This window comes from Nostoc sp. C110 (assembly GCF_043099725.1).
Taxonomy (GTDB): Bacteria; Cyanobacteriota; Cyanobacteriia; order Cyanobacteriales; family Nostocaceae; genus Nostoc; species Nostoc muscorum_A.
In genome coordinates this window covers 3,130,808-3,151,217 of the sequence record NZ_CP171148.1, presented here as the reverse complement: position 1 = coordinate 3,151,217, position 20,410 = coordinate 3,130,808, and the positions used below count along the sequence as shown (strand labels likewise).

12 protein-coding genes and 2 pseudogenes are annotated in these 20,410 nt (G+C 45.2%); 1 reads left to right on the top strand and 13 read right to left on the bottom strand.

Annotated elements, in window-relative coordinates; genetic code table 11:
- Positions 1 to 96: 96 nt before the first annotated feature.
- Positions 97 to 417: pseudogene (locus ACFFRD_RS19165) on the top strand (ISAs1 family transposase); the annotation flags it as partial.
- A gap of 41 nt (positions 418 to 458) precedes the next feature.
- Here ACFFRD_RS19165 and ACFFRD_RS19160 read toward each other — a convergent pair.
- From ACFFRD_RS19160 to ACFFRD_RS19100, 13 genes and pseudogenes are all read right to left on the bottom strand, one after another.
- A pseudogene (locus ACFFRD_RS19160) lies at positions 459 to 725 on the bottom strand (transposase family protein); the annotation flags it as partial.
- A gap of 458 nt (positions 726 to 1,183) precedes the next feature.
- Positions 1,184 to 3,463 carry a chemotaxis protein CheA gene (locus ACFFRD_RS19155; protein ID WP_392482749.1) on the bottom strand — a complete coding sequence of 760 codons (2,280 nt, stop codon included), beginning with the start codon at positions 3,461 to 3,463 and terminating at the stop codon, positions 1,184 to 1,186.
- Positions 3,464 to 3,662: 199 nt separating this feature from the next.
- Positions 3,663 to 4,910 (bottom strand): GAF domain-containing protein, encoded by a 1,248-nt coding sequence (locus tag ACFFRD_RS19150; RefSeq protein WP_392482748.1) that lies wholly within the window; start codon positions 4,908 to 4,910, stop codon positions 3,663 to 3,665.
- Between the two features lie 208 nt (positions 4,911 to 5,118).
- The gene (locus ACFFRD_RS19145) at positions 5,119 to 6,144 is read right to left on the bottom strand and encodes a chemotaxis protein CheW (protein ID WP_392482747.1); all 1,026 of its coding nucleotides are present in this window, start codon (positions 6,142 to 6,144) and stop codon (positions 5,119 to 5,121) included.
- Between the two features lie 153 nt (positions 6,145 to 6,297).
- Positions 6,298 to 6,684 (bottom strand): four helix bundle protein, encoded by a 387-nt coding sequence (locus tag ACFFRD_RS19140; RefSeq protein WP_392482746.1) that lies wholly within the window; start codon positions 6,682 to 6,684, stop codon positions 6,298 to 6,300.
- A gap of 81 nt (positions 6,685 to 6,765) precedes the next feature.
- Positions 6,766 to 9,900 carry a response regulator gene (locus tag ACFFRD_RS19135; RefSeq protein ID WP_392482745.1) on the bottom strand — a complete coding sequence of 1,045 codons (3,135 nt, stop codon included), beginning with the start codon at positions 9,898 to 9,900 and terminating at the stop codon, positions 6,766 to 6,768.
- A gap of 157 nt (positions 9,901 to 10,057) precedes the next feature.
- Positions 10,058 to 15,304, bottom strand: a complete 5,247-nt coding sequence (locus ACFFRD_RS19130; protein ID WP_392482744.1) for a GAF domain-containing protein — start codon at positions 15,302 to 15,304, stop codon at positions 10,058 to 10,060.
- Between the two features lie 99 nt (positions 15,305 to 15,403).
- Positions 15,404 to 15,937 (bottom strand): chemotaxis protein CheW, encoded by a 534-nt coding sequence (locus ACFFRD_RS19125; RefSeq protein ID WP_392482743.1) that lies wholly within the window; start codon positions 15,935 to 15,937, stop codon positions 15,404 to 15,406.
- 14 nt (positions 15,938 to 15,951) lie between these two features.
- Complete coding sequence (locus ACFFRD_RS19120) at positions 15,952 to 16,314, bottom strand: response regulator transcription factor (RefSeq protein WP_069071669.1); 363 nt, start codon at positions 16,312 to 16,314, stop codon at positions 15,952 to 15,954.
- A gap of 146 nt (positions 16,315 to 16,460) precedes the next feature.
- The gene (locus ACFFRD_RS19115) at positions 16,461 to 17,792 is read right to left on the bottom strand and encodes a response regulator (RefSeq protein ID WP_392482742.1); all 1,332 of its coding nucleotides are present in this window, start codon (positions 17,790 to 17,792) and stop codon (positions 16,461 to 16,463) included.
- Between the two features lie 453 nt (positions 17,793 to 18,245).
- Positions 18,246 to 18,944: a gas vesicle protein GvpC gene (locus ACFFRD_RS19110; RefSeq protein ID WP_392482741.1), complete on the bottom strand. Its 699-nt coding sequence runs from the start codon at positions 18,942 to 18,944 to the stop codon at positions 18,246 to 18,248.
- Positions 18,945 to 19,142: 198 nt separating this feature from the next.
- A complete protein-coding gene (gvpA, locus tag ACFFRD_RS19105) occupies positions 19,143 to 19,364 on the bottom strand; it encodes a gas vesicle structural protein GvpA (RefSeq protein ID WP_012408764.1) in 222 nt (73 codons plus the stop codon).
- Between the two features lie 240 nt (positions 19,365 to 19,604).
- A complete protein-coding gene (locus ACFFRD_RS19100; RefSeq protein WP_392482740.1) occupies positions 19,605 to 20,294 on the bottom strand; it encodes a GvpL/GvpF family gas vesicle protein in 690 nt (229 codons plus the stop codon).
- Positions 20,295 to 20,410: the final 116 nt, after the last annotated feature.

Below are 20,410 nucleotides of genomic sequence, written 5' to 3'. Positions count from 1 at the left end.
GCGACAAAGGTAGCGATCGCTGATGGGATGGAGGTTGAGTAATGAGGCATTGATGATAAAGTCATTCTAGAAGTAGAGGAAAGCCCCTAAAAAAGCGTGAAGCTCAAGCCAAAAATTACGATTGCTGACCACTTTGCTTTAATGGAAGACCCAAGAATAGACCGCACGAAGCGACACAATTTAATAGACATTCTCACAATTGCTTTATGTGCAGTGATATGTGGAGCAGACAGTTGGGTGGCAATTGAATTGTATGGCTGCACAAAATATGAGTGGTTAAAAACATTTTTAGAGCTACCAAACGGAATACCATCACACGATACATTTGCACGAGTCTTTGCACAATTAAATCCACAGCAATTTCAGTCATGTTTCTTAAATTGGATTAAGTCAATCCAGATCAGGACGGATTCTGACTCCTGTTAGCGGTAGCGGGGCGTTTAGCCCATTCTGACTTCTGAATTCTTCTTCAATCTCTCAAATACTCTCCTAAAAGTATCGGGGCTGGGTATTCCGAATGGTAGTTCCAAAAACGTTTTCAACCATTCCTCTTTACTGAGTCCATACTCCTGAATATCTTCCCAACCTTGCGCTCCTGCTATTACTGCCAAAATTGCTATGGTGATGATATCAGTGAGTAAATGATATCTTGTCCTTTTCACTCTGGGGTCTTTTATTTGTGTGAAATATTCCTGAAACTTAGTGGTAATGTCTTTGCTATCTATGCTGGGTGCAAAAGATGCTTTGGTTTTGCAATTCTAGTTCTCAAATCCGGTTGACATTACTCGAACCTTGCACCTAGATGGATTAAATCTTACCCTAGCTCGGATAGTGTCACTTTGTTTCCAACCTGATTACTAGATCAGGCAAGTCCGCTTGTCAATAGGGTTTGAGACGCGCTGACCCTGGAGTACATATATCGAAGTCAAGCAAAATCCGGTACTCATTCATTTTACGCCTATGCAACTTTAGCTTTAGTAGCTTTTTGAGCAACAGAGGTTCTTGCACTTCGTTGAATAAACTGAATTCTAACGCCCTAACAGAAATTTTTCCTAAGTTAGTAAATTCATAAGCCGGAGGGATTAGATACACGTTTTTGCGGAACATAAAGGCTTTGAGTAGCCCCGGAGTAACTAAAACTGCTGTAATTCATGTGTAACAAGCATTTCGGTAGGTATTGAGTTCAAGCTAGAGATTTTGTGAGAAGATGACCATCCAAAACCAGGCTAAGTTGCCCATTGGCAAGAATGCTAGTTCCTTGGATATAAGCAGGAACTGGGATTGCTTCCCCCAGAGGATGGATCGCAGCAGATTGCTTGCCGATTATGCAATCTACTTCTAAAGCACATCGTTTGTCTAAGTAACGAAATACTAATAAAGGCTTATCCTGCTTGAAAGCATTTAGTGTATCTGTGCTGTAAGTAGTAACTGAGGTGGGAAGCTGGTTAGGACAAATCAGCACATCAGTCAATAAGTGGATAGGGACGAGAATTTCTGTTGTTAGATGCTCATCAGCATAACCAAGCAAGCCACTGGTGCCAGAAGACTGTAATAATAACATGCGTCCCGCTTGAGTTTGGATAATTTGTTCGGACTGGGATAGACAAATCTGCTCTACAGAATCGGCAATAAATGCATAGACTCTGGAGTTAGCTTGACAGACGATAAGTTGAGCAATTTTTTGATCGAGGGGAATTTGGAGCGAGAAGGCTGTACCATGTCCAGCTTTAGACTTCAGTACTATTCTTCCCTGAATAGCTGTTAATTGCTTGCAAACTTCAGTTAATTCTACTCCTAACTCTAAGGCAGCACGATCGCATAAAACAGATGAAACCTCTGGTTCAATTACCAGTTCTTGTAAGATATCCCCTGGTTTTGTCAGGGCGAGTCCTTGGGCTAAAGCTTGTTGATAGATTTGAGATAAGTTAAGTCCTGCGCCATCATCACAGCCATCAATAATTAGTTGATTTCCTTGCTGGTAAACTTGAATTTCAATAATACCGTTGCTATTTTTACCAAGGTGTTGGCGTGTTTGGCCAGACTCAATACTTTGCTCTAGTAAATAGCAACTTATATGCAACAAGAGGGTGCGGAGGCGATCGCTAAATGCCCGATCGACTTGGATATCGCTAATTTGTAAATGTAGTCTAGCAGACTTATCTTGTAGAGCTTGTAACTGAGACCAAAGCCGATGTAAAGGTTCTAAAGCTACTTTTAAAGGAATAGTTGTAACTTTTTTGACTAAATTGGAAGACTGGTTAAGTAACTTTTCCTGCTGTATGAGTTCTTGTTTGAGTTGATGATGATTGTTATTAAGGGAATAAACAGTTGATGCCACTTGAGACGCTTCAGCCAAAACAGATTGAAGAGTACCGTATAATTGCTGAGAGCGAGAAGCCGCTAGAGGAGAAAGGGTATCTGAAATTGCTGCTAAACGCCCTGACCATTCCTGTAGGTTATCGAGCAGATGTTGTAATCGTTTAACTTGTCGGAGCAACTGCCCGATGGTGTGTTGCTGTTGTTCTTCCTGACAAGCTTGCTGATTATAGTTAATTAATAATGTTGCAATTAGCGCGTTTAGTTGTTCGAGATGCTTAATATTGATGGGTGTGGCAGTTGGAATACTTGTTGCAAGAATGGTAGAAATCGATTCTTGCAAAGAGAGTGGATGGCGATCGCGAACAGATTTAACTAGGGATGCTTCAGTAGGCAGGGAAAAATCCCCCAACCAAGGATGAAAATCTTCTTCCCCATACTCCTTTGGGTTTGCTAGTTCCCCTACATTGATGGGAAGCTGCTCGGTATCTACGCGAACAAGGCTATCAGACTGGGGGCTAGTCTCACAAGAGGCAGGAAGAGGGGCAGAGGGGCAGAGGGGCAGAGGGGCAGAGGGGCGGAGGGGAAAGAACTTGGTATTTGAACTCTCCTTTGCTCCCCTGCTCCCCTGCTCCCCTGCTCCCCTGCTCTCTACTCCCTGCTCCCCTGCTTTTTCACATTCGTGCGGTTGCTCTATCGATGTCTCAAGGTTTGTTTCTTGGGAGATAACGCTTTGTTGGCGATCGCCAAATTCTGCTTGTAGACGAGCAACAATGGCAGACATCCGCTCCAGAATTTCTACTTCGTCAATTTGCGAGGCTGTTAAAAATGCCATCAACAGCATCTGTAGGCAATCTAATCCTTCCGACAACAGGGAGGCGATTGGGGCGTTGACAGTTGCTCGATACTGATGCAGAAGCTGAAAAATCTCTTCTAGTGCAGCCGCAACTATGGCAATGGCATCTAACTCGGCTGCTATGGCAATCGAATGCAGAGAGCGAGCAGCTTCCATGAGAGCCAAAGCTGTACCAGGGTTACTGTCTTTTGTATAGTTAGGCAACTCCTGTTCCAAGAACAGTAACAGATCGATCGCTTCTTCTAGAAAGCGATCGTCGTTCTGCGGTTGGGGGACAAAATCGGTACTCATGAAAACAACTCTCAGTTTCTATGGGGTTTGTGACAATTCAATAGACTTCTTGCAGAAGTCGGGAAAAGGGGAAAGGGGAAGGTGGGGTCCCCTCTGGGGATAAGGGGCGGGGGGAAAGGGAAAGGTTCTGTATTTTGCCTTTCCCCTTTAACCTTTACCCTTTTCCCACCTCTTGCAAAAAGCACTTTTGCAAGAGGTCTTATGGCTTCGATATTGATTTGAGGGTACAAGCAGCGATGTCGGCGATCGCTCTAAATTGCTCCTGGATTTGCACGATTGACTCCAACCCAGCACTGATTTGGCGATCGCACGGTTCGATAGCAGAAGCAACGTCTGCTGCTGCCACCTGTAGTTCCTGGAACCATTCCTCTATATTTAGGGTGCTGTCGCGGGCTTGACGGGCGAGAATTTCCACCTGTTCGGCAGCAGCTAGCAAACCTCGTTCCTGATCGCTAGCTTTTGTGGCTTCGATGGCTGTATTCAAAGACAAAACCTGAATTTTGGTACTTAAGCCTTCCACAAGATGAACAAAGCCAGAAGCTTGCTGGCAAAATTCACCAAGGTATTGCAGCTGTTTATTACTAATAGCAACAGTATCTTGAATAGACATTAAATGCTCGTTGGCAAGCTCGGCGATTCTTACTCCTTCTTGTACAGCCTGGCTCACCTGCTGAAATGGCACTAGTAACTGTGAGCGATCGCAGGATTCAAGCTGTTGAGCAGGTGGAGCTACTATTTCAGCCCAACGCAAGTTAATTGTCAACATCATCCCTACTTGTTGCAGCAAACTGCGCTCTGTTTCCTGCCATTGTCGGGGTTGAAGGCAATGATGAATAACTAAAAAACCCCAAGGCTGTTGTTTGACAATCAAGGGCAAGCAGAGGCTAGCTTGCACCTGAAAGCGTTGCCAAAATTGCTGTTGGCGGGGAGTTAGTTCTAATACTTCAGTTAGGTTGTTGAGTAAGTTTTGTCCGTCGCCAACACCGGTAGTAACAAACAAATTTATCGGTAGGGATTGGTTGAGCAGGGATGTCCAACCCGGTTGTATAGCTTCAGCGATCGCTCGACTGCGATTATCTTCCTCAAAACGATAAATCAAAACGCGATCGGCGTTGAGAACATCTCGCAGGGCGGTGACTGTTACCTCCAAAAGTGCGGTTTGACCTTTTGCTTGCTGCATTTGCCGATCGATGGCCGCAAGTTGTTCTCGCTGGAGTTGAAAAGCCCCCCGAACATTTTCGTCATTGTAACTGGGCGAATCCTTAGCCAAAGCTTGGATAAAAGCTTCGATTTGACTTACCTTCTGCTGCAATTGAGCGACCTTTGGCCCCTTAGCAGATTGAAAGACTGCTTTGATTAGAGACACATTAGCCAAAATTTCTTCTATCTGGATTTCATTTTCAACAGGCTGGGTTTCAGAATTAGGGTCTAAAGTTGCGATCGTCACGGAAAACTCCTTGGCAGCATCAAGTCAAATAAAAAAGCAGGGGAGCAGGGGAGCAAGGGAGCAGGGGAGCAGGGGAGCAGGGAAGCAGGGGAGCAGGGGAGCAAGGGAGCAAGGGAGCAAGGGAGCAGGGGAGCAGGGGAGCAGGGGAGAGTTCAAATACCAAGTTCTTTCCCCTCTGCCCCTCTGCCCCTCCGCCCCCTGCCTCTTATCAGTGGGTTTGCCATTGCAATGTCTGGGCGATCGCTCTGGTGTCTAAAATCCAGCGATCGCCTGGCAGAATACCTCGAACAAAATTTAGTAGTTTGTTTGGGGAAAGGTCGGTTGGTGCCGATTGTGCTTGCTGTAAATCCTGCCACTCTACATCGTAGACATGAGCCACCAAAAACCCGACTACCTGATTTTGCAATTCGAGAACCAGAACCATTGGCTTTTCTGGTCGTGACTGCCGCTTCAAAAGTGGCGCATAACCAAGCAAATGTTCCAAGTCAACCAGCCGCAGCATCTGTCCTTGCCAATTATAGAAACCTAAAATCCAACTTGGTAAGGCCGGGGCTGGGGAAATTTCTTGGCTAGCGAGATGAATCATGTCCACTATTGAGTCAAATGGTAGCAATCCACTTCCTTGATTCCCCAAGGAAAAACGCAAAAATCTTTGCCGTTGTTCGCCTGATGTCAATCCAGGAGCCAAGGTTGGGGTTGTTCCGGGCAACCCCAATTTATCAGCCAATATCTGGCTCATACCAAAAAGAAGTACTTTGAGTGGTTCCTCGTTTGGTGCTACAGGCAAAACAGCCATGTGGCTCACACAGCTTAACTCCGCTACTTGCCGATAAGACCACGGCACCGGACGCACAGATGATAAAGGAATATCGATTAAGGCAGGGGGCTTGTCCACAGGAATGCCACAAATTTCCCCAGTCCGTGTTTGAGTCAGAAGTAAGAAGCGCCCTGAAGTATCAACCGCGGAGGGAACTTGATGCGCCTGTTGGCCTTGTACTTGCTGAATGAACTTCTGGCGCAAGTCCACAATCGTAATGGTTTGCGCTCCCAGATCGACCATCCCGATACCACTTTCAACCGTACTGCTAATAGGGGGACAAGCCATCACCTTGAGAACTGCACCAACTGGCAGGGCAAATAAATAGTCTGCGATCGCAAAAACAACGACTCGTAATGAGTCGCGCTCGCTCACAGTGCCAGATAATCGCTTAAAGGGAAAGGGAGTGTTAAGCATAAGTGGGTCGGTGTTGAAAACTGTGGTTAGGGGGCAGGGGAGCAGGGGAGCAGGGGAGCAGGGGGGCAGGGGAGCAGAGGGGCAGAGGGGCAGGGGAGCAGGGGGGCAGGGGAGCAGGGGAGCAGAGGGGCAGGGGAGCAGGGGAGAAAAATATTAACGTTTCATTAGCCAAGGTGAGGGGTCAGTAATCATATTTACCAAACCACCTAAGATCCGATTGTAGATTCCATATAATTCTCTGCCTAATTCAACATCCAAATAATTGCACTTAACAGCAAATTCAATCCATGTTTGTGTTTCTGCTGCCTCTGCTTCACAGTCATTGAGTTTAGCCACAAAAGCTGCTTCATATCGACGTTTTCTCCAAGCTTCAGCCAGATTTGCACAAACAGAACGTGATGATCGACGGATCTGATCGGTTAATGAATACCGCTCTTCAACAGGAAACTTTTTGGAGAGTTCAAAGATTTTCATAGCTACATCGAATGCCATTTGATAAACTTTCAAGTCTTTATGATTTTTAATTGGTTCTTTTTCCATCTGCTCCTCTGCTCCTCTGCTCCTCTGCTCCTCTGCTCCCCTGCCCCTCTGCTCCCCTGCTCCCCTGCTCCCTGCCTTATCTCAGGTATGAACCAGTTCTGCGATCGCGGCTAGAAAGCTCTGTTCTGAATAGGGTTTGGTCAGGTAAGCTTTCGCCCCTAGAGCTAAAGCTAATTGGCGGTGCTTCTGTCCGCTACGAGTAGTCAGCATCACCACAGGAATGCCGGACAAACGCTCGTCTTGGCGATGGTGTTCTAAAAACTCAAATCCATTCATACGTGGCATTTCAATGTCACAAATCACTAGATCGACATCACCGTGTTGCAGCAGTTGAGCGATCGCCTCTCGACCATCGCCTGCTTGCAATACTTGATAATCGGCTTTCTGGAGCGTCTGTACCAAACTTTGCCTTTGTACAACCGAATCTTCCACGACTAACACCGTCAGTCGGTCAGGTTGAGCAACGGCTGTATTAACTTCCATCGGCTGTTGCTGCGGTTGCGTTATGGTTAGCTGGGATTGCTGCCCTTCTAGAGTAAGAACAGGCTCAGGCGCAGGCAATAGTTTAGTTGCAAGACTTGATGCCGGGGAAGTCGGCATCATATCTGTCTCCCAAGTTTGCCGAACTAACTCCAACGGATCAACGATTAGGGTCAGACTACCATTTCCCAACACGCTGTAGCCTTGGATATAAGTAGGTAAAGTCAGGACTCTGCCGAGGGACTTAATTACTAATTCCTGTTCGACTAAAATCTGATCGACTTGCAAACACAGGTATTGATGCTCTGTTTCCAACAGCAGCAGAGGTTCGACGGTATTCCGTTGTTTGACTGGAAAAGGACTTAGGTTTAAATTGTGGTCTTGGGTGAATAAAGGATATTTGTAATCCAGCAAATTGGCAAGCGAGCGGATGGGAACTAATTGCTGATTTTGCCCTTCTCCCCACTGCCAGAATTTTTGGCTGCCTTGCCCGTGTAAAGATTGCTGGACTTGAATCTGCTCTGGCTGCGGTAATAAAACCTGGCTAACTCCTTCAGACAGCAAGCCATAAGTAATACCTTGAGATTGACAAACGAGCAAGCGTGCTGTTGTTAAGCTTAGGGGCAATTGCAGCATGAAGGTGGTTCCCTGCCCTGAAAGCGATCGCACCACAATCGAACCTTGTAAAGCTTGCAATTGAGTGCGAACGACATCTAAGCCGATACCACGGCCAGATAACTCACCAACCTGCTTGGCGGTAGAAAAGCCTGGTTCAAATAATAAATCTGCCAGTTGGTCTTCTGAGGCGTAGGCGGCTTGTTCGGGAGTCAGCAGGTGTTTTTCTATAGCTCGCTGACGAATGGATTCCCAGTTAAAGCCTCGACCATCATCCCGTACCTCAATAGTAGTGCGGTTGCCTTGATGATAGGCTTTAATTGTAATCGTTCCGGTTTCTGGTTTACCCTGCTGGCGACGGGTTTCTACCGATTCAATGCCGTGATCGAAGGCATTGCGAATCATGTGCAGCAAGGGATCGTACAACTGCTCAGAAATGGCTTTATCCACCAGTACCTTCGTACCGCCAAGCTTGAGTTCAACAGGCTTATGATAAGTTGCTACCATCTGTTGCAAGAGGCGGGGTAATCGATTCAACACTGTTCCCAGTGGCACCATTCTGGCTTGCAGCAAATCTTCCTGCGCTCCTGAAAGCAGTTGCTTGCGCTTGCCGAGACTGAAGCGAGATTGCTGAACTAAGCCATTAACAGCCTCAATCTGTTCTCCTAATTGCACCATGTCTTCTGTAAGATTTTGCAGGAGAATGTGCAACTCGCTATAGTTATCCATTTCTAAGGCATCAAAATTGGATTGTGCCTCGGTAGGTGGAACTGAGCGTGGAGAGCCATGTATATGTCGCTGCTTGCGTTCGGGAAGCAGCAGATGCCGATCCGACCAAGTAAAAACTTTACTCAGTTGTTGTTGACAGTACAAAAACTGTAGTAGGGTGTCTTGAGCTGCTTTGTGGATGTGGTTAGATTGCAGGTTTTGTTGGTTTTCGCTGATTAGCAATTCCCCAATTGTATGGCTGAGGCGATCGAGCTGTTCTATCGCGACTCGGATACTGGGAAGTGATGCCGATGACTGAGCCTGGAGGCTTGGTGGTGGTGGAGAGGCTGGCCGATCTGAGTCTGAGTATCGGCAGGATGTCTGGGGATCTCCGATCCAGATTGACTGTAAAATCCGCTCTATGGCAGAGGGGGCTACTACCGAATCCTGAGAAATAGGTGCCAGTACCTCCGGTGTTTTCGGTAGGGAGTTATCAGTCCGCTTCGGGAAAAACGACCAAATTGATTCCGCTTCGCTGGCACTGAGGAGGGGGGATGGCTTATTCTCGGTTGTAGTCGTTTCTGTGGGTTGGGCAGCGATCGCAACTGGCTGCTCTTGCAGTTCTGGGACAGGAGTAGTTATTTCTGCCCATTCTCGCAATTGTGGAGATATCTCTCCCCCTTGAGTGCGATCGCCTGTAAGTACTGCTGCTTGAGCTGCTTTAAAATTTTCTAAAGCCACCTGAGCGATTTGCAATACTTTGTCTGGATGTGCTTTGAGCGCGTTTAAGGTCGCCTGGGCAATTTCTTCCAATCCAGATAAGCCATAAGATGCTGCTAGTTCGACAAAAAATTCTGCTTGGGAGTTGAGTGTTGTTTGAATTTGTTGCGGATTTTGGCTTTGGATGTCAGTTTCCAGCTGTTGCAAATCCTGGAGTACACTCCCGGAAAAGATTGACTCTACGACATCAAAGCCAAGTTCTTCCGAACTGGGAAGCGGAGCTTCACGACCAAAAAAGTCGCCTAGTTTATGTTGAAGTTGGGCGAAGATTGAGGCAGTGCGATCAAGTATTTCTGCCTCATTGCAGGATAAGCCCATCAAGGCTGCACTCAATGGAGTTCGCAGGCATTCATAAGCATCTAGAAGCAAAGCACCCAATTCTGGATCGATTTCCAGTTCTGGAGCGTATAACGCTTGGAATACATCTTCCAAATGATGGGCAATTGTCTGAATAGTTTCTTGCCCAACACTGGCAGCACTCCCTTTGATAGTATGGGCGCTTCGCATCAAGGCATGAACTTTTTCTATTGTTTTTTCATCAAGTAGACCGATCAGATTCTGCTCAATGGTTTGCAATAACTCTGCCGCTTCCGCAAGAAAAGCCTGCTCTTGATTACTGGGATCGGGGTTCATAATACGCTTGGTGTCAAGGAGATTTATCTGTTAAGGCAGGCAGGGGGAGCAGGGGAGGCAGGGGAGCAGAGGAGAGTTGATTCTCCCCTGCCCCTCCGCCCCTCTGCCCCTCTGCCCCTCTGCCTTATCCTGAGAACAAATATTCACCACGACTTACTTAGTCAACTTTGAACTGGCTAACGCTGGTTTCCAGTTGTTGTGAAGTCATCCGTAGTTCTTCAAAAGACTCGGAAATGTGGATAGCACTTTCTGAAGTCTTACGGGCGATCGCCGAAACATCCATCATCGCCTCTGTCAACATCTGAGATTGCTGACTTTGATGGGAAACTGCTTGGGTAATTCCTTGTACTAGTCCACCAATTTCGTTGGTAGCTACCACGATCGCACTTAAGGAATGACGAGTCTCATCGATCAAGTTCGAGCCTTGGACAACTTGGGTAATCCCTATTTCCATTGCTTCGGTAACTTCGTTGGTGCCAGCTTGAATTTCTTGCACGAGTCGCTCAATTTCTGTGGTAGCACTAGCAGACTGATAAGCTAGGGAACGAACTTCATCTGCAACCACCGCAAAGCCTTTGCCATACTCTCCGGCACGGGTAGCCTCGATGGCAGCATTGAGTGCCAGCAAATTGGTTTGAGTGGCAAAGTTTTCAATCAGACTCACTACTTTCGAGATTTTCTGAGAAGCTTCACCAAGGCGTTTAATCTTCTTCGCTGTTTCCGACACGGTTTCCCGAATCTCCAAAATGCCATCTACGGTTCTTTCCATCAGGGAATCACCAGCTTGGACGGTGTTATTAGCTCTTTGCACCGCCTGTCCGACTTTTTGAGCATCAGCAGCGACTATCTGGGTGGAAGTTACCATCATTTGTAATTGTTCCAGAGCGTGTTCGAGCCGTTCTGCTTGCTGTTGAGCTTGGTCAGATAGTTTTACTACTGAGGTAGTGTTATTGCTGGAATTTTCACTCACCTTGCCAGCAGCAATCTGCACTTGTCGCACTAAATCTCGCAAACTTTGGATCGTAGTGTTGTAACCATCGGCGATCGTCCCAATTTCATCTTCAGATAGGGGCGCTCGAACGGTAAGATCGCCTCTGAAGGATGGTTCCAAAGCCATGAGAACGCGGATAGCTCCTTGTTGCAGTTTTTCCCGTGCGGTGCGTTCGCGCTCTGCTGCTTCTGCTAGTTGCTGCTCTTGAATACGCACCTGTGTTAGGTAATCTGCAAGATTGAGGGCAATACCAATCTGGACACTGGCTTGGTTGAGAACATCCTCCTCGGATTGCTCCCACTGGCGCGGTGCGCTATTTTGATAAACTCCCATCAGCCCCCATAGCCGATTCTCTTGAAAAATCGGAGAAATCATGTAGGCTTTAGTTCCCCACATCTCTAACAATTGGATGTGACATTCGTCATGACCGACAGTATATATATTGTCAACCCGCAAACTTTCTTTGCGGACATAACGCCCTCCTTGGTTGTACTGGAGATAGGTATCTCTAACTTTGGCAAGGCTAGTTCCCACCAACTTAGGCCAATCCCCAGTCACAGACTCAACTACAAATTCTCCAGACCAATCAGGCTCAAAACGGTAAACTCCAACTCGATCTACTTTCAGCAGTTGACGAAGTTCGTGGGTGGCAAACTGGATAAATTCCAGAACATTACCACGACTTTGGGCCATCTCTGTTAACCGACTTGGCAGGCGATAAGAAAATCGGGCGTTTGCTACTTCCCGTTCTGCCAGTTTGATCAGTTCCTCATTCTTGCTTAAGGTTTGTTGTAAGTATTGCGATTGCTGGACGGCAACCCCAAACTGCGTGCCGATTTTCGCTACCAAGTTGACTTCATTCTCTTGCCATTGCCGCGGCCCGCTATTTTGGTAAGCTCCTAACAAACCCCAGAGCTTGTTTCCGGCAATAATCGGGGTGATGATATAGGCTCTAATCTGGAATTGCTCTAGAATTTTCAAGTGGCACTGGGCATGACCAGCAGTGTAAACGTCATTGATTACAAATGTCTCGTTGTTGCGATAGCGTCCACCTTGGGTTTGTTGTAGGTGTTCATCTTCCCATATAGTCCTGATATCGGGGCCAACCAAAGCCACCCATTCACGACTGACGGATTCGGCAATAAACTCCCCACCCCAATCTGGATTGAAGCGATATACGGCTAGACGATCGCATTCCAAATGCGATCGCAATTCTGGTAAAGCATTGCGGAAAATCGTATCTAGCTCTTGAACTTGGCGGATTTTTTCTGACAGCCGTGTTAATGCTCGTTCCCCTTCTGCGGTTCTGGCTAACTCTGCATTCTTATTCTTGAGTTGTTCGATATACTTAACCTGTTGCAAGCCTATACCCATTTGCACAGCTACTTTTCGCAACAGTTGCACATCCTTGGATTTCCACTCGCGAGGGCCAGTATTTTGGTATGCTCCTAAAAAGCCCCAGAGTTTGCTTCCAATAAAGATCGGAGCGATCGCGTAAGCTTTGGCCTGGATTTTTTCTAATATCTCTAGGTAGCACTGAACGTGACCGGCAGTGGAGATATCATTGACAACAAAGGTTTCATGATTGCGATAGCGTCCGCCCTGAGTTTCTTGTAAGTGATCGTCCATCCACATCGTTTTGATGTCGGAATCAGCTAAAGACAACCATTTATCTTTTACGGATTCGGCAACAAACTCCACACTCCAGTCGGGATGAAAGCGAAATACTGCTAGGCGATCGCACTGTAGTTGTTTGCGTAAACTTGGCAGCACATTCAGGAAAATTGTATCTGCCTCTTGAGCTTGGCGAATTTTTTCCACCATCCCTGTCAGCACTTGTTCCTCTTCTGCTGCCCGCGCCAACTCTGCATTTTTCGTTTTCAGTTCTCCGATGTACTCGGCTTGCTGCACGCTTAACCCCAACTGAATGCCCAATTTGGTCAGCAATCGCACTTCCTCGGAATTCCACTGGCGCGGACCGCTATTTTGGTAAGCTCCTAACAAACCCCAAAGTTTGTTTCCAGCGAAAATAGGGGCGATGGTGTAGGCTTTAGCCTGGAACTGCTCTAACAGGTCGATGTGGCACTGGGCATGACCAACAGTATAGATGTCATTGACGGCAAAGGTTTCATTGTTGCGATAGCGCCCGCCTTCGGTTTGCTGTAAGTGTTCGTCTTCCCATACGGTCTTGATATCGGGACCAACCAAAGGCACCCAGTCACTTCCTACAGATTCAGCAATAAATTCACCGCTCCAGTCAGAGTTGAAGCGATATATTGCTAGGCGATCGCATTTGAACAACTGCCGCAATTCTGCCAAGGTAGTGCGGTAAATTGTTTCAGGGTGTTGGGAATGAAGCATTCTATCCGTCATTCGGGCGATGGCATGTTCTACTTCAGCTACTTGTGTCATTTCGAGATTTTTTAACCGTAGCTGTTCGATATATTCAGCTTGCTGGAGGGCAATGCTCAACGGTTCGCCGATCTGCAACAAAGCACCGGTTTCTTCCTCAGTCCATTTCCGAACATCAGAATTCTGATAGGCTGCTAACAAACCCCAAAGATTACCAGCGCGGAAGATGGGAACAATGATGTACGCTTTGGCTTGGAACTTCTCTAATGTTTCTAAATAGCAAGGTGAAAAACCAGCAGCATAAATATCGTTGACTTTACGAAAGCGCGTTCCTTTGGTGTACACTCCACCCTGGGTTTCCTTCAGATAGGTATCGGCATCAGGTTTAACAGGGGAGCCATAATCCTTAACATTACAACGTTCTGAAGACATCAGACCTGTTTTTAAAATGCTGTCTTGTTCCTGCATCTCCAACAGTGACGACCAACCAGCAGCCACAGATTCAGCGATAACTTCTCCACTCCAGTCTGGATGAAATTGATAAACGACAACGCGATCGCATTTTAAAAATCGCCGTAACTCTTGGGTTGTAGTGCGGAAAAGGGTGCGGAGATCCGTTGCTTGCCCAATCTTTTCAATGATGCCGAAAACAGTACGTTCTCGTTCCACAAGTTTGGCTGACTCCTCAGAGCGGTGATAAAGTTGTTGCTGATATTGCACCTGTTGAATCGCAATACTAGACAGAGTTGCAACCTGCACCATTAGGCGAACTTCACTATCTTTCCACTGACGAGGCTGAGAATTTTGATAGGCAGCGAGCAGGCCCCACAACTTTTCTCCCTGGAAGATAGCAACAATAATGTATCCTTTGGCTTGATAGGTTTCTAAAATTTTGATATAGCAGTCAGAAAAACCAGCGCTGTAGATATCATTAGTGACTCGATAAATCTGTCCGCGATGGAAATTTTTGCCTTGGGTGTGCTGAATGTAGCTATCTGCACTGTGCGATCGCCCTGTTGTCCCAACCAATCCCCCTTCGTCTGCAAGGTTCCTAACACTGCAATAGTTAACGTTATTGACAATTGCTGGGTTGTTTCGCTGTTCTTCTAATAGAGAAATCCACTCAGCTCCAGCAGATTCAGCCACAAATTCCCCACTCCAATCTGGCTGGAAACGATAAACTGCCACGCGATCGCATTTTAGTGACTGTCGCAATTCTTGGGTGGCAACACGAAAGATGGTATCCAAATCTTTGGACTGGAGAATTTTATTCGCTACACCGACCAGGATTTGGTCTTTTTCCACTTCTTGTTGCAACGTAGCCTGAATCACGGCAACTTGCAGTTGCGCTTCTAATTCCTGCTCGATTAATTTTAGTAACTGAATTTCAGCATTCTGCCACTGGCGAGCAGCAGTGCATTGCTGCACCACCAACAAACCCCAAACCCCATCTTTTGCTAAGATCGGCAAACTCAAACAAGCTCTTACCTGAAACCGCTCCATTAACTGCTTTTGGTAAGGGGACAAGCCAGCAGTGTAAGTATCCGCGATCGCGACTAATTTTTCTTGTTGATAAAGCTTGGCAGAACCTAACCCAAAAGTGACGGTGGGCAGTTTTTCCTTCAGCATTGGGGTAAAGCCATCCCTCATCGCCTCCGCAACAACTATGCCCAGCGTCGGATTCGTAAACTCATACAGCACCACGCGATCGGCTTGCAGGGCGCTTTGTATCTCCATGACAGCAGTAGCCAGCAATGTATCTAGATCGGAAAATTGGCGGATTTTGCTAGCGATCGCCTGTACTTGCTCTACCTCTAATCCATCTCCTCCGTCTTGATATGGCCACACACTTAGTAGTTCTTTTAACTTGCGGATTCTCTCTCGCAATGGCCCTGTTTCCACCCAATCAGCTTGATCCAGTTCAGTTCGCAATTCTTCTAGAGCGGAGGTGATTTGCTGTTTTGCTGGTACATCAACGGTATGCCCGTTATCGGTTTCCTTATAACCGTTGCTGGAATTTGACTGAGGTTGGCTAGGTCTAAGATTGTGTTGCGCTACCATAATCTTTCTTGCTATGAAGGTTGTCGGAGTTAATAAGTAGAATGCAGAGCGGAGGACTGTGTGCATCCGCCCTTGGCGTTGTATAGGAAGCTCTGAACTTTAAAGAGGCTGAAGGGCTTGAATCACAACATGGGTGTCAAGTAACATCAAAGGGCTACCTTGAGAATCCACAAAGTAACCCTGTAAGAACGAGCCTAGTCGGCCAGGTAACATCGATGTCGAAATCGCTAACCGCTCTTGGGGATCGTGAACTTCAATGGTATTGACTTGCTCTACCAACAGCCCGACGGTTTGATTCTGGACTTGAATAAGCATCGCCATGCCAGAGTTACGCACACTTTCTCGCCGACACCAGTGTGTTGCTCCCAATAAAGCTGCTAAATCAAGAATCCAGATCGCTTCTCCCCGCCAATTCATTATGCCTAACAAGAATTCTGCTACCTGCGGTACTGGCAAAATCTCGGTCAGCGCAACCTGAATTACTCCTCGCAAATCAGCTAATGGGAGTAACCCATTTACCTTTCCATTCAATGGAAATCTTAAAAACCTCTGGTTGTTTCCTTGAGAAGAGTTTTCAAGTCTAAATTGGCTATTCATGGGTAGCGAAGAAAAGCTATCATTGCCCTGTAACATTGCCCCAGTTTCCTTTAGCGAATAAATTTATTAACAGTCTGAAGCAAGGTATTTTCATCTACAGGTTTGACTAAATAGCCATCAGCACCACTCATATTGCCCCAAGTTCTATCAACATCTGTGTTTTTAGTTGAGCAAATCACTACCGGGATTCCTTTTGTTGTCGGATCGGCTTTCAACTTGCGGCAGAACTCAAATCCACTTTGGCCTGGTAAAATCAAATCTAGTAAGATCAAGTCAGGTTTTTGTTGTTTCAACCTGAGTTGAGCCTCTTCACCACTGCGAACTTCATAAACTGAATATCCTCCTTGCTCTAGGTAACGTGTCATCTTTTCGGATTCTGTGAGGCTATCTTCAACTAAAAGAACTTTTTTCATTTTTTTCCTAACTATTTAATTCAGAATTTGAAAAATAATCGCGACAAATAAATTAACACCAAGCTAGATTTAGGGAGCAATTTCCCATCCACAATCGGTTTTGAAAATGGATGTAGGGGAGCCACTGATATGACTACCGCTTGACCCTAAACACTTAAATACTTGTGAAGCATATTCAGTACTTTGTCTTGTTCTACAGGTTTACCTAAAAAGTCAGTTGCTCCTACTAATTTTGCTCGCATCCGATCTACTATTCCATCTTTCCCCGTTAAGATGACAACCGGCACATTTTTGAGACTTGGAGTTTTACGGATTTGAGAACAAATTTCATAGCCATTCACTTTTGGCATCAAAAGATCCAAAAAAATGAAGTCTGGCTTGCTTTTAATTAGGTTTAAAACTGCCGTCAAGGAATCTTGAATGCCAACAAAGCGATAACCTTGATGGGTCATAATTTCCTCTAAACTGCGACAGATCGTCGGACTATCATCCACACATGCTACTAAAGGTCTTGAGAGATCAATAATTGCTTTGCTAGCCGCCGGGGGGGCAACTTGTAAAATAGTCTTCTCTTCTTTCTTCAATGAAGAATTAGAATTATTAACTGCACTGGACGGATTGACAATTTCTTTGCTAGTCGCTAGGGGAGCAACTTTGTTGAAATTGGGTGCAACTTGTATAACAGTATCCTCTTCTGTCTTTAGTGAAGAATTGGAATTATTAACTGCACCAGACGGGTTGCCAGTTTCTTTACTAATCACAACCTGCCTGAGCTTTGGGGTAGGTGAAAAAGCGATCGCCCCTGTTTTTACCAATGTCATCAATAACCGAGTCAAAGCTAAGACATCCCGACCGCTTTTTTGCCCTAGACCTCGTAAAGTTTTTGTGCCATCAACTAGAGCAATAATCTGTTTAGAGGATGCTTGTCCTTGGAGTAGCTCAATTTTTTGAATGATCGGAAATAAATTGGGCGAGTAGGTCGCCAGTCCTGCATCTCGCCATTCTTGCCAGGCTTGTGTAGCCCGTTTCAAAACTTCCTCTGTTGGTATTACAGCTAGGAGAACCCCAGGAACTTCACCAACAACGGTAGTATGTGATAACTGCCCTGCTGGATTGTCGCCATTTCTTTTAGCTTCAATGTACTGCATTATATCAAACAGGACTTCAGCTATTGAGCTTGCAATCAGGCTCACAAGTTGTTGTTGTTCGATTAATTTTTGTTCTCGCAACTTAGCAAGAATGGAATACTCGCGATAATTTTCTTGGGGAGAAACAAGCTGCTCCAACTGTGTCACATCCACATTAGAACAGTACCGCAACAAGTGTCGTCGCCATCGCTCATCGGCATTAGAACCGCCAGCCTGCCAAATTAATCGTCCTAAACGAAAATATAGCGTCCAAGTTGGCCCATCCCTTGCTTCAAGATTCAGCCTGCCTGTGAATAATTTAGTTTGAAGTTGCTCGATCAATTGATTCACAATGGATCGCACCTCCTTATATATCTTGAGTTTTGCATTTACATTAAAATTGCTCAAACAATTCAGTTTACTAACTTCATCGTGCGATCGCCAATAGCACAGTTAAAAACCTTGATTGAGCTATACCAGCTTGTTATATCCCTTTCCAATCTGGATATTTTTTAAGTTCAAAGCCGGAAGCTTGAACAAAGATTTAAGCTCTTTTTCTAATTATTAATAGGTTAACTAATTATTAATAGGTTAACTTGTTGCCATGTTACATCTACTGAGCAAATTGCTTGTACAAATGTAGTTGCAATACAGACCGGAAAAAGATGGAAATGTTGAATACTACAAAACATAGACCAGCTTTAATGCTTATCGATTTTGTACTCTGCTGCTTAAGGCGAGAGAGACAAGCGATCGCCCAACCGCTAGTCTGCAAATACAAAAAATGAGCTTGAATTAAGTTTGTCAAGAAATTGCTTGTTGCCGAATAAAGTATTGGCGATCGCGTTGTTCCAGTACCCCTTGCTTGATTAAGGAGCGTAGGATATCTATCGTTTGCACCCGGCTTAAGCCTATCACCTCTTCAATTTCTATCAGAGTAGCTCCTTCAGCTTGCTGAATGTATTGCTGCACTTTAGATTTAGCAGTATCCGCATTCAACGCAGGCGCTTTCTTAGCTATGGTATTGACGGAAGTACGAAAACCAGTGGCTTTAATTGCAGAACGGGAGATTGACCATTTTGGAACTGTTACAACTGATTTCTCTTCTTTAGCAGGAATCGGGGAAACTGGTTGTTCGGGACTGCAATCGTCCCAAACACTGTTATGTAAGATTGCCCGGAAATTTTGCAAGTTTTGGAATAATGCCTGAGCCTTTGCTGAACGCTGTTGGCGGTATTCTTGCTGCCGTTGCGAGACATCTGTTTTTATTTGCAATATTTCCAATTGCCGCTCTAGAATCTCTTGCTGAAATTGCTGCTGTTGTAACTTTCTGTTGTTGTCAAGGCTGGTAACAAAACTGCTCAATTCTTGATGGAGCATATCTGCTTGCAGATGCAATTCTTGTTGAGTTAGCTGTTTCCACTGCTTAACTTGTTGACGGCGTTCAGCAGTTATTTGCAATCGCTGCGATCGCTCTTGTTCCCATAAATTCTTGAGAGCCATCAGATGATATCTCCTATTTTGTTAACTAGAAATATTAAATAAGCTGTTACGCATTTAATTTGTACATTTACCTGATGACTGATGACAGATGACTGTTAAACGTCAATAGTCATCTGTCAACGACCATCAAGAGTGTTTATATACTTTAGACGCGCATCAGCTTAGAAGCCATAAAGACTCCCTTTTTCTAATGTGCTGTTAAGCAGCAGATGGAACAGCAGCCTGAGATGTTAAACCAACTGCCTCGGCATATCTTAAGTAAGTTTCAACTGAAGCAATCACAATCCGAGCTTCTATTGATAGAAGTTCAATACCAACTAAAGAAACACGTACCCAAGCATCAATTACAATTCCTTTGTCCAAAATGCGGTCAATAACTTCAGCCAAACTTGAAGATGAGTTAACTTTTTCGACAGCCATTTTCTTTTACTCTCACAACTCTAATTCTTGATTTCATCCTGCTCTGATTGAGCAGTAGGTAAAACTTACACAATGTGTTTTATTCTTCCTGAGTTTAGTGTTCCCAAAAATATAAGATAAATATAAGAAAATAAAAAAATATTAAAAAGTTAACAATATTTTTTTTAGACAAAAATTTAAGAAAAAATCATCTCATCTTGATTTTTTCTGGGAAAGTTATAAATATTATTTTTTATGAATTTATATGAGAGTGTTTTTGAGAAAATGATAGGGTGGCAGAGGTCCGCTGAGTGCTAATTGCCAGTGCGAGCATTGTACCTGCCAGAGGGAAAACTGCTGCGTACTGACCGTTGAATCGTTGCGCTGTGCCAAAAAGTGGATTTGCCGCACATCTGACTGTCGAGTTTCACAGATAACATTTGTATATGTTTTGAGAATTAACTGGTTCAAGAGTTCCAACTGTTCGCATTGTTGTGCTTGAAATGCTTGCTGTGTTTGGTAGCGTTGTTTTTTAGCTAATAAATAGGCTTTTCCCCTGGCATCAATAGTGTCAGAATCGTCAAGTAAATCACAGGGTGTCAATTTTAAAGTGTACTCAACTTTGTCTGCTAGCTGAGTTAGGGCTTCTAGATATTGCTCTTGGTGCTTTTCTAGATGATCCAGCAGTTTTTCTTGCGAGGTAAAACCCCTCCCAAAGCGTAGGGGAAGAAGAGGAGTTTGTTGAAAAAGTTCTCGAATCACGCGATCGTGGTTTAATACAGCTTGAAGTAAATGCTCATCCGTTGCCTGTATTCCCTCCAGGGAGATTTCCGGCTCTACGATCGCACCTAAACCAGAAGAGTAAACGAGTTCAATATTCCTTTCCATCCCTAAAGGTAGAACAAGCGGTGATTCGGTGGGGATTAGAAGAGCATAAGCGTATATTGACATAAATTAAGGATATTAATTAAGAGACTATTGGTCTATCGTATTGATGGATTGGGGGTGTTCAGATCCCCGACTTCTTTAAGAAGTCGGGGATCTATAAGCCTTCAATGCGATGAATC